Below are 11,315 nucleotides of genomic sequence, written 5' to 3' on the forward strand. Positions count from 1 at the left end.
CGTCGATTCCCAAACGGAACCCGGATTCTGTAGCGCATCCCACAGGGCAGACGGGCCGTCTCCACCCCAATCCGGGCATGGGCGGGCCCTGGTGACGTACCCGCCACCAGGGCCTCGCCCGTACGCGTCCCGCGCGGCCCGCTACTCGGCGCTCACCACGGCGACGTCACCGATCCCGAGGGCCTCCACGGGCGCCTTGATCTGCGCCGCGTCGCCGACGAGCACGGTCACCAGGCGGTCCACCGGGAAGGCGTTGACGACCGCGGCGGTCGCCTCCACGGTGCCGGTCGCGGCGAGCTGCCGGTACAGCTCGGCCTGGTAGTCGTCGGGCAGGTGCTGCTCGACCTGGTCGGCCAGGGTGCTCGCGACGGCCGCGGCGGTCTCGTACTTGAGCGGTGCCACGCCCACCAGGTTCTGCACGGCGACGTCCCGCTCGGCGTCGGTGAGTCCCTCCGCGGCGAGCGTGCGCAGCACCGTCCACAGGTCCTGCAGGGCGGGCCCGGTGTTCGGGGTGTCGACGGAGCCGCTGATGGCGAGCATCGCGGCGCCGGTGGCCCCTTCCGGGGAGGAGGGCGCGGTGGACCGGAGGACCTGCCCGAAGGCCCGGACGCCGTAGGTGTAGCCCTTCTCCTCGCGCAGGACGCGGTCCAGGCGGGAGGTGAGGGTGCCGCCGAGGCAGTACGTGCCGAGCACCTGCGCGGGCCACACGCGGTCGTGCCGGTCCGGGCCGATCCGGCCGATCAGCAGCTGCGTCTGGACGGCGCCCGGGCGGTCCACGATCACGACCCGGCCGGTGTCGTCCGCGACCACCGGCGGAACGGGCCGGGGCCGGGCCGGGGAGCCCGTCCAGGAGCCGAGGGTGTCGCCGAGCAGCGCGTCCAGGTCGACCCCGGTGAGGTCGCCGACGACCACCGCGGTCGTCGTGGCGGGACGGACGTGCTTCTCGTAGAAGGCGCGCACGGCCGTGGAGTCGATGCCGGCGACCGTCTCCTCGGTGCCCTGACGCGGACGCGACATGCGCGAACTCGCCGGGAACAGTTCCTTGGAGAGTTCCTTGGCGGCCCGGCGGGCGGGGCTGGCCAGCTCGTGCGGGATCTCGTCGAGGCGGTTGCGGACCAGCCGCTCGACCTCGCCGTCCGCGAACGCGGGCGCCCGCAGGGCGTCGGCGACCAGCCCGAGCCCCTTGGCGAGCCGCGAGGCGGGGACCTCGAGGCTCAGCCGGACACCGGGGTGGTCGGCGTGCACGTCCAGGGTGGCGCCGCACCGCTCCAGCTCGGCGGCGAACTCCTCGGCGGAGTGCTTGTCGGTGCCCTCGGAGAAGGCCCGCGCCATGATCGTGGCGACACCGTCCAGTCCGGTCGGCTCGGCCTCGAGCGGCGCGTCGAGGAGCACCTCGACGGCGACGACTTGCTGGCCCGGGCGGTGGCAGTGCAGGACGGTCACGCCGTTGTCGAGCGTGCCGCGCTCGGGGGCCGGGAAGGCCCAGGGCCTCGCCTCGCCCGCCTGCGGCCGGGGGTGGAAGTCCATCGTGGCGAGCTCGGTCACTTCGCCGCCTCCTCGGTCTCGTCGGCGCCGGCGGCTGCGGCGGCTTCCTCTGCGTCCTGTGCTTCGGGGGCGACGGGCTCGTAGACGAGCACCGCGCGGTTGTCGGGGCGCAGGCGGGCCTCGGCGACCTCCCGCACCTCCTCCGCCGTCACCTCGAGGACCCGCTGGACGGCGGTCAGGGCGAGCTGCGGGTCACCGAACAGGACGGCGTACCGGCACAGTTCGTCGGCGCGGCCCGCGACCGTGCCGAGGCGGTCCAGCCACTCGCGCTCCAACTGGGCCTGGGCGCGCTCCATCTCCTCGGCCGTGGGGCCCTCCTCGGCGAACCGGGCGAGCTCCTCGTCGATCGCGGCCTCGATCACCGGCACCTCCACGTCGCCGGACGTCTTCACGTCCAGCCACCCGAGGGAGGGCGCCCCGGCCAGCCGCAGCAGGCCGAATCCGGCCGCCACCGCCGTGCGGTCCCGCCGCACGAGCCGGTTGTGGAGCCGCGAGGACTCGCCGCCGCCGAGGACGGTGAGCGCCAGGTCCGCCGCGTCGCACGCGCGCGTGCCGTCCTGCGGCAGCCGGTAGGCGGCCATCAGGGCGCGCGCGGGGACCTCCTCCTCGACCACCTCGCGCAGCTGCTCGCCGATGACGTCGGGCAGCGAGCCGTCGCGCGGCTCGGGCTTGCCGTCGTGGGACGGGATGGAGCCGAAGTACTTCTCGATCCAGGCGAGCGTCTGCTCCGGGTCGATGTCGCCGACGACGGAGAGCACGGCGTTGTTCGGCGCGTAGTACGTGCGGAAGAACCGGCGGGCGTCCTCCAGGGTGGCCGCGTCCAGGTCCTCCATCGAGCCGATCGGCGTGTGGTGGTACGGGTGGCCCTCCGGGTAGGCGAGGGCGGTCAGCCTCTCGAAGGCCGTGCCGTAGGGCACGTTGTCGTAGCGCTGGCGGCGCTCGTTCTTGACCACGTCCCGCTGGTTCTCCATGGACTCCTCGTCCAGGGCGGCCAGCAGGGAGCCCATGCGGTCGGCCTCCAGCCAGAGGGCGAGCTCCAGCTGGTGGGCGGGCATGGTCTCGAAGTAGTTGGTGCGCTCGAAGCTGGTGGTGCCGTTGAGCGAACCGCCGGCGCCCTGCACCAGCTCGAAGTGACCGTTGCCCTTCACCTGGGCGGAGCCCTGGAACATGAGGTGCTCGAAAAGGTGAGCCAGGCCGGTACGCCCCTTGACTTCGTGGCGTGAACCGACGTCGTACCAGAGGCACACCGCGGCGACCGGGGTCAGGTGGTCCTCGGAGAGCACCACGCGCAGGCCGTTGGCCAGGCGGTGCTCGGTCGCTGTCAGGCCGCCGGAGCCTGCCTGCGCTGTGGCCGTGTGACCCATGGGCATGTACGTCCCTTCGATCGCGGAGGCGGTCGTCGACACCGCCGTTTCTGCCGGTCCTGCCACTGTATGCAAGCGCGCGGAGCACCGGTGGAGTTCCCGGGCGGGGGCGGCTACGCCGAGAGCGAGAAGCGGTGCGGGCCGGTGACGGGGCTGGTGGGGGCCGTGGGACGGCCGCGACGCACGGTACGGACGGGGCGGGCCGTGGCACCGGTCCGCGGCCCGGCCGCGGCCACAGGTGGTCGGTGGACCGCGCGGGGCGCGGCCCCGGTCCGCCGGCCACCGGCGCGCGGCCGGCGCCCGCGGTTCCGCCCCGGTGCGCGGGGCTCGCGACTCCGCCCCGGTCCGCGGCGTCCGCGGCCCGTGCGCGTAGCCTGACTCGCGCCGCCACTGCCCGGTCCGCACCGGACGGCCGGGGCCGGGTCCCGGTCCCGCCTGTCAGTGCGACGGTCCACAATGGTCCGCGTCAGATTCCGTCACACGCTTCAGCAAGGAGCCGGCAGCGATGGCCCGCCGCAGCACGAAGACCCCGCCGCCCGACGACTCGTACGAGGAGAAGATCCTCGACATCGACGTCGTCGACGAGATGCAGGGCTCCTTCCTCGAGTACGCGTACTCGGTCATCTACTCCCGCGCCCTGCCGGACGCGCGTGACGGTCTCAAGCCGGTGCACCGCCGCATCGTCTACCAGATGAACGAGATGGGCCTGCGGCCCGAGCGCGGCTACGTGAAGTGCGCCCGCGTCGTCGGCGAGGTCATGGGCAAGCTGCACCCCCACGGCGACGCCTCGATCTACGACGCCCTGGTGCGCATGGCCCAGCCCTTCTCGATGCGCGTGCCCCTGGTCGACGGCCACGGCAACTTCGGTTCCCTGGGCAACGACGACCCGCCCGCCGCCATGCGGTACACCGAGTGCCGGATGGCCGAGGCCACGAGCCTGATGACCGAGTCCATCGACGAGGACACGGTCGACTTCGCGCCCAACTACGACGGTCAGGAGCGGGAACCGGTGGCACTGCCCGCCGCCTTCCCGAACCTCCTGGTGAACGGCGCGTCGGGGATCGCCGTCGGCATGGCCACCAACATGCCGCCGCACAACCTGCGCGAGGTCGTCGCGGCCGCGCGCCACCTGATCAGGTACCCGAACGCCGACCTCGACGCCCTGATGAAGCACGTCCCGGGCCCCGACCTGCCCACCGGCGGCCGGATCGTCGGCCTGTCCGGCATCCGGGACGCGTACCGGACGGGCCGCGGCACGTTCAAGATCCGCGCGACGGTCACCGTGGAGGACGTGACGGCGCGCCGCAAGGGCCTGGTCGTCACCGAGCTGCCCTTCGCGGTCGGGCCGGAGAAGGTGATCGCCAAGATCAAGGACCTGGTCGGGTCGAAGAAGCTCCAGGGCATCGCCGACGTCAAGGACCTCACCGACCGCGAGCACGGCCTGCGGCTCGTCATCGAGATCAAGAACGGCTTCGTGCCGGAGGCGGTCCTGGAGCAGCTGTACAAGCTGACGCCGATGGAGGAGTCCTTCGGCATCAACAACGTGGCGCTGGTGGACGGTCAGCCGCTCACCCTGGGCCTCAAGGAGCTGCTGGAGGTCTACCTCGACCACCGCTTCGACGTGGTGCGCCGGCGTTCGGAGTTCCGCCGCGGCAAGAAGCGGGACCGGCTGCACCTGGTCGAGGGCCTGCTCACGGCCCTGGTGGACATCGACGAGGTCATCCGCCTCATCCGCTCCAGCGAGAACTCCGCGCAGGCCAAGCAGCGCCTGATCGAGCACTTCTCCCTCAGCGACGTCCAGACCCAGTACATCCTGGACACCCCCCTGCGCCGGCTGACCAAGTACGACCGCATCGAACTGGAGACGGAGCGGGACCGGCTGAACGCGGAGATCGAGGAACTCACCCGGATCCTGGAGTCGGACGCCGAGCTGCGCAAGCTGGTCTCCGGGGAACTGGCCGCGGTGGCCAAGAAGTTCGGCAACGACCGCCGCACGCTCCTGCTGGAGTCGGCCGACGCCCCGGCCGCCCCCGTACCGCTGCAGGTGGCGGACGACCCGTGCCGCGTGCTGCTGTCCTCCACGGGTCTGCTGGCCCGTACGGCGGACGACCAGCCGTTCGCGCGGGACGCCGCCGCCAAGCGGGTCAAGCACGACGTGATCGTCTCGGCGGTGCCCGCGACGGCCCGCGGCGAGGTGGGCGTGGTCACCTCGGCCGGCCGCCTGCTCCGGCTGAACGTCGTCGACCTCCCCCTGCTCCCGGAGGCGATGCCGACGCCGAATCTCTCCGGCGGGGCGCCCCTGGCCGAGTTCGTCTCCCTGGAGGGCGACGAGGAGGTCGTGTGCCTGACGACGCTCGACGAGTCGTCGCCGGGTCTGGCGCTCGGCACCGAGCAGGGCATCGTCAAGCGCGTGGTGCCCGACTACCCCTCCAGCAAGGAGGAACTGGAAGTCATCACGCTCAAGGAGGGCGACCGGATCGTCGGCGCGGTCGAGCTGCGCACGGGCGAGGAGGACCTGGTCTTCATCACCGACGACGCGCAGCTGCTGCGCTACCCGGCCGGGCAGGTCCGTCCTCAGGGCCGGCCCGCCGGCGGTGTGGCGGGCATCAAGCTGTCCCAGGGCGCGAAGGTCATCGCCTTCACGGCGGTCGATCCGGCGGCGGACGCGATGGTGTTCACGGTCGCGGGCTCACGCGGCACGCTGGACGACTCCGTCCAGACGACGGCGAAGCTCACCCCGTTCGACCAGTTCCCGCGCAAGGGCCGGGCCACCGGCGGCGTGCGCTGCCAGCGGTTCCTGAAGGGCGAGGACTGCCTGGCCCTGGCCTGGGCGGGCCCGGTCCCGGCCCGCGCCGCCCAGAAGAACGGCGCGCCGGTGAGCCTCCCGGATCCCGACCCGCGCCGCGACGGCTCGGGCGTGTCGCTGCCGAAGACGGTGTCGGTGGTGGCGGGTCCGGTCTAGGCCGCCGGTTCCCCCGGCTCCCCGGATTCACCGGGGGCTTCGAGATCCCCGGGGGCCTCGGAGGCCTCGGGATCCCGCACGTAGCGCAGCACGCCCCACATGCCGTACTCGTCGGCGTGTGGGGTGCCGTCGTTCCCGCACGCCTCCAGCTCCTCGCGCAGTGCGGGGACGTCGATGCCCGTACCGATGAGGACGAGCTGCGTGCGCCGCTCCTCGTCCGCCGCCCAGGGCTCGGGGTAGAACCGCAGGAACCGCCCCACGGCGTGCACGGCGTACCGGTTGCGGGTGTCGTACGGCCCGAAGTCGACATGCCCCTTGATCCGGTACAGCCCCTCGGGCCGGCTGTCCAGGAACCGGATCAACCGCCGCGGGTCCGTCGGCCGCCCGGAGACGAAGGAGAGGCTGTCGTACGCGGCGTGCAGGTGCCCGGCGTGCTCCTCCTCCCCGCGCTCGTGGCGGTGCAGGTCGTCGAACGACAGCTGCCCGACGCGCTCCTCGCTCGGCCGGCGGTCGAAGAGGAACCCGGGGTCGACGCGGCCGTGCGTGGCGGGGACGACGGCCGCGCGGTCCACGAGCGAGCGGACCAGGTCCAGCACGCGCGGGGCGTCCGTGACCCGGTCCAGCTTGTTCACGACGACGAGATCGGCGAGGCCGAGGTGCCGGTCGATCTCCGGGTGCCTGGCCCGGGTGGCGTCGAACTCGGCGGCGTCCACCACCTCGACCAGTCCGCCGTACACGATCCCGGGGTGCTCGCTGGCGAGCACCATCCGCACGAGTTCCTGCGGCTCGGCGAGACCGCTGGCCTCGATGACGATGACGTCGACGCCGGCGGACGGACGGGCCAGCCGTTCGAGGTACTCGTCCAGTTCGCTGCCGTCGACGGCGCAGCACAGGCATCCGTTCCCGAGCGAGACCGTCGAGTCCCCGAGCGCACCGGCCACGGCCATGGCGTCGATCTCGATGGCGCCGAAGTCGTTGACGACGGCGCCGATACGGCTCCCGCCGCTGTGGTGGAGGAGGTGGTTGAGCAGGGTGGTCTTCCCGGAGCCGAGGAATCCGGCCAGGACGACCACCGGAATCTGCCGACCGCTGCTCCGCGCCACCGCACGACCTCCCGTTCTTCCCGTTTCCCGGTCCCCGCCCGCGCGTACGCCGGCTCGCGCCTCGGCGCGCGGACGGGGACCGGCCGACGCCCCAGGATACGAACGCCGGGAACGGCCGCGCGGTGAGAGGCCGTCAGCGGCGCGGCCGCCGGACCCGCGCCCCGCGCACGCGTCCCGGCGGGCCGCACACGGGCCCGAAGCCGCCCCGGCCGCTGACGGGACAGGACACGGGCGGGGCCGGGAGGCCCCGGCGGGCAAGTCAGGTTAGGCTCACCTGTGTGAGTACGTGCTCAACCGTCTCCCGCGAACTCGACGAGCCGGTCGCGGGAACCGCGGCCACCGCGAGGACCTGGCTGCTGCTGGAGCAGCCCGGCCCGTGGGGCGCCAAGGCGCTCACCTCGAGCCACCTCGACCCCGCGCTCGGCCGAGCCCTGGAGGCGGCCGCGCAGGACACCGGGGTGCGCATCGCGCTCATACGGCGTCCGGGGCCTCACGCGGACCGCCGCGTACCCGCCGCGCGCCGGGTGTACGCGGGCCACACCGTTCCGGGACGCACCTGGCTGCACACCGCCACGGTCACGGACCCCGGACGGCTGCTCGACCTGGACTTCGCCGCGCTCGGCCGGGGTGAGCCCGCCACCTTCGGCACGGCGCTCGGCGGACGGCCCCACCCGGGCGGCCCCCTCGCCCTCGTCTGCACCAACGGCAAGCGCGACCGCTGCTGCGCCCTCCTCGGCAGGCCCTTGGCGGCCGAACTCGCCGCCTCCGGCGTCGAGGGCGTCTGGGAGGTCACCCATCTGGGTGGTCACCGCTTCTCCCCCACGGTGCTCGTCCTGCCGTACGGCTACGCCTACGGCCGGGCCGGGGCACCTGCCGTCAAGGAGGTGCTGCACGGCGTCCGGGAGGGCCGGATCGTGGTCGAGGGGTGCCGCGGGAGCTCCGCCTGGGAGCGTCCCGGCCAGGCGGCCGAACTGGCCGTGCGCCGTGCGGTCGGCGAGCACGCCGCGCAGGCCCTGAGCGTCGTGCGGACGGACGGTGCGGCCGGGCACTGGGAGGTGACCGTCGCCCACGCGGACGGCCGCCGGTGGCTGGTCGAGGTCGCCCGGGGCGCGTCCCTTCCGCCCCGCCCGGAGAGCTGCGGTTCGGTGCTGGGCTCGCCCGCGCGGATGGACGTGGTGGCGGTCCGCGAGGTGACCGTGGCGGCGCTGGCGGGCTGACGGTCCCGCGCACGCTCCCGTCCCTCCGGGCGGGTGACGAGATCCACGCCACACCCCCGCGGCACCCCGCTCCCGCCCGCGTACCGTCAGGGGCATGAGCCCCACTCCCCCCGCACGCCGTCTGCGCCTCGGCCTGCCGCGGCGGGTGTTCTCGCAGGTCCTGGTGATGCAGCTGGCGATCGCCGCGGGGGTCGCGGTGCTCGCCACCGGGCTGTTCCTGGCACCGCTCGGCGAGCAGCTGGACGACCAGGCGATGCGGCGGGCCCTCGCGATCGCGCAGACCACCGCCCAGCAGCCGCGGCTCGCCCGCGACCTGCGGAGCACCCCGCCGTCGCCGGACGGACCGGTGCAGCGGGAAGCGGAGCGGATCCGGAAGGCCACCGGGGCCGAGTACGTCGTGGTGCTGGACCGGCGGGGGGTGCGCTGGTCGCACCCCGACCCGCGGCGGATCGGCGGTCCGGTCTCCACCGACCCGGGCGAGGCCCTGGCCGGGCACGAGGTCATGGAGATCGACGACGGCACCCTGGGCCGTTCCGCACGCGGCAAGGTGCCGCTGCGCGACGGGGCCGGGGAGATCGTCGGGGCGGTCTCGGTCGGCATCGCCTACGACAGCGTCCGGGCCCGGCTGGTCCACGCCGTCCCGGGGCTCTTCGCGTACGCGGGCGGCGCCCTGGCCGTCGGCGCGCTCGCGGCCTGGCTCGTCTCCCGGCGGGTGCAGCGGCAGACCCGCGACCTGGCCTTCTCGGACATCTCGGCGCTGCTCGCGGAGCGCGAGGCCATGCTGCACGGCATCCGGGAGGGCGTCGTCGCCCTCGACCGCGGCGGCCACGTCCGCCTCCTGAACGACGAGGCGCAGCGCCTGCTGGGGATCGGCGAGGAGGCGGTGGGCCGGTCCCCCGACCAGGCGCTCGGCGCGGGACGCACGGCCGATGTGCTGGCCGGGCGGGTGACCGGCACCGACCTGCTCACCGTCCGGGGGCAGCGCGTCCTGGTCGCCAACCGCATGCCGACCGGCGACGGCGGCGCCGTCGTCACCCTGCGCGACCGCACCGAGCTGGACCGGCTGGGCCGGGAACTGGACTCCACCCGCGGCCTGATCGACGCGTTGCGCGCCCAGGACCACGAACACGCCAACCGCATGCACACCCTGCTGGGGCTGCTCGAACTGGAGATGTACGACGACGCCGTGGAGTTCGTCGGCGAGGTCGTCGGCGAGCACCGGGCCACGGCGGAACAGGTCGCCGAGCGGATCCGGGACCCCCTGCTGGCCGCCCTGCTGGTGGGCAAGGCGACGGTCGCCGCCGAACGCTCGGTCGCCCTGCGGGTCTCGGAGCGGACGCGGCTGCCGGACCGGCTGATCGACCCCCGGGGGCTCGTCACCGTCGTCGGCAACCTGGTGGACAATGCCCTCGACGCCGTCGCGGGCACCCCGCGGGCGCGCGTGGAGGTCGAACTGCGCGCGGAGGGGCGCACCGCGGTGCTCGTGGTGCGGGACACCGGGCCCGGTGTCCCGCGGGACCCCCCCCCCCCCGTCCTTCCCCACGGCTGGTCTACCCAAAAGCCGCCCGCCCCCCACGAAAACGGCATCGGCCTGCCCCCTGGTGCGCAGGTTCGCCGAGCGGCAGGGGGGCAGCGCGACCGTGGGAGAGGCGCGCGGCGGAGGCGCGGAGTTCACCGTCGTCCTGCCCGAGGCCCTGGCCGAGCCGGACGCGGAACCCGCTCCCACCGGGGGCTGCGCCCCGCGAACCGCCACGAAGGAGGCGTGATGATCGAGGTTCTGGTCGTGGACGACGACGTCCGGGTCGCGCGGGTCAACGCCGCCTACGTCGAGAAGGTGCCCGGCTTCCGGGTCACCGGGACGGCACACAGCGCGGCCGGGGCGCTCGCCGGTCTGGAGACGCCACCCCGGCCGGATCTCGTGCTCATGGACCACTACCTGCCCGACGGGACGGGGCTCGAGGTCGTCCGGGAGATGCGGCGGCACGGCCACCAGACCGATGTGATCATGGTGACGGCCGCGCGTGACGTGTCCACCGTGCAGGCGGCGATGCGCCACGGCGCCCTGCAGTACCTGGTCAAGCCGTTCGCCTTCGCCGACCTGCGCGTCAAGCTGGAGGCGTACGCGGAACTGCGCCGCGCCCTCGACGGGGGCGGTGAGGCGGGGCAGGCGGAAGTGGACCGCCTCTTCGGCACCCTGTCGGCGCCGGCCGAGCCCCGGCTGCCCAAGGGGCACTCGCCCACCACCGCCGAGCTGGTACGGCAGTGCCTGATGAACGCCGACGGCCCGCTGTCGGCCCAGGAGATCGCCGAACGCACCGGGGTGAGCCGCCAGACCGCCCAGCGCTACCTGAAGCTCCTGGAGCGCACGGGGCGGGCCACGCTGACCCTCAGGTACGGCGACGCGGGCCGCCCGGAGCACCGTTACGCGTGGGCGGCCCCTGCCTGAGGGCGCGGTCCGCGGGGCCGGGGAGGGAAGCCGGGACCAGTCCCCCTCGAACTCCGGACGGATGCGCGGTCCGCGGGGCCGGGGAGGGAAGCCTGCCCTCCCCGCCGTACGGATGCCGGCGCCCCCGTCCGCGGCGGCGCCCTACACCGCTCCCGCGCCGGTCAGCGAGCGGACCTCGGTCTCCGCGTGCCTGGCCTCGTCCGGGACCTCGGCCGAGGTGACCGTGCCGGCCCAGCCCGCGAGGAAGCCCAGCGGGACGGAGACCAGGCCCGGGTTCTGCAGGGGGAAGAGCTGGAAGTCGGCGTCCGGGAAGAGGGCACCGGGACTGCCGGACACCACGGGGGACAGCAGCACCAGCACCACGGCCGGGACCAGGCCCCCGTAGACGGCCCACACGGCCCCCCGGGTGGTGAAGCCGCGCCAGAACAGGGAGTAGAGCAGCACGGGCAGGTGGGCGGACGCGGCGACGGCGAAGGCGAGGCCCACGAGGAAGGCGACGTTGAGGTCGCGGGCCAGCAGGCCGAGGGAGATCGCGACCACGCCGATGCCGACGGCGGCGAGACGGGCCACGGCCACCTCGCGGGGGGGGGGGGGGGGGGGTGGGGGGGGGGGGAAGGGGGGGGGGGGGGGGGGGGGGGAGGATCGAGTGATACGGGCGGGTGGCGAGCCAAGGCGGCG

Annotated in this window: 5 protein-coding genes and 3 pseudogenes; 4 read left to right on the forward strand and 4 right to left on the reverse strand. The window is 74.2% G+C overall.

The features are described from left to right. Positions 1-141: 141 nt before the first annotated feature. Positions 142-1,545, reverse strand: coding sequence for a M16 family metallopeptidase (locus ACZ56B_RS04955; protein WP_468786328.1), 1,404 nt, complete (start codon positions 1,543-1,545; stop codon positions 142-144). Next, positions 1,542-2,915 (reverse strand): M16 family metallopeptidase, encoded by a 1,374-nt coding sequence (locus ACZ56B_RS04960; protein ID WP_468786348.1) that lies wholly within the window; start codon positions 2,913-2,915, stop codon positions 1,542-1,544. The genes ACZ56B_RS04955 and ACZ56B_RS04960 overlap by 4 nt, the downstream gene beginning before the upstream one ends. Before the next feature lie 499 nt (positions 2,916-3,414). Here ACZ56B_RS04960 and ACZ56B_RS04965 point away from each other — a divergent pair, with 499 nt between their 5' ends. Then, positions 3,415-5,871 (forward strand): DNA gyrase/topoisomerase IV subunit A, encoded by a 2,457-nt coding sequence (locus tag ACZ56B_RS04965; RefSeq protein ID WP_468786330.1) that lies wholly within the window; start codon positions 3,415-3,417, stop codon positions 5,869-5,871. Here the strand turns inward: ACZ56B_RS04965 and ACZ56B_RS04970 are convergent. Continuing rightward, a complete protein-coding gene (locus ACZ56B_RS04970) occupies positions 5,868-6,974 on the reverse strand; it encodes a CobW family GTP-binding protein (protein ID WP_468786332.1) in 1,107 nt (368 codons plus the stop codon). The genes ACZ56B_RS04965 and ACZ56B_RS04970 overlap by 4 nt on opposite strands. Before the next feature lie 278 nt (positions 6,975-7,252). On the opposite strand from ACZ56B_RS04970, the gene ACZ56B_RS04975 reads away from it, so the two are divergent. The 3 genes and pseudogenes from ACZ56B_RS04975 to ACZ56B_RS04985 form a co-directional block, all read left to right on the forward strand. Then, on the forward strand, positions 7,253-8,191 hold the full coding sequence (locus tag ACZ56B_RS04975; RefSeq protein WP_468786334.1) for a sucrase ferredoxin: 939 nt from the start codon (positions 7,253-7,255) through the stop codon (positions 8,189-8,191). Positions 8,192-8,285: 94 nt separating this feature from the next. After that, positions 8,286-9,957, forward strand: a pseudogene (locus ACZ56B_RS04980) (sensor histidine kinase). Between the two features lie 68 nt (positions 9,958-10,025). Next, positions 10,026-10,637, forward strand: a pseudogene (locus tag ACZ56B_RS04985) (response regulator); the annotation flags it as partial. 141 nt (positions 10,638-10,778) lie between these two features. Here ACZ56B_RS04985 and ACZ56B_RS04990 read toward each other — a convergent pair. After that, a pseudogene (locus ACZ56B_RS04990) lies at positions 10,779-11,294 on the reverse strand (sodium:solute symporter family transporter); the annotation flags it as partial. Positions 11,295-11,315: the final 21 nt, after the last annotated feature.

It is taken from the genome of Streptomyces sp. NPDC034670 (assembly GCF_055574875.1).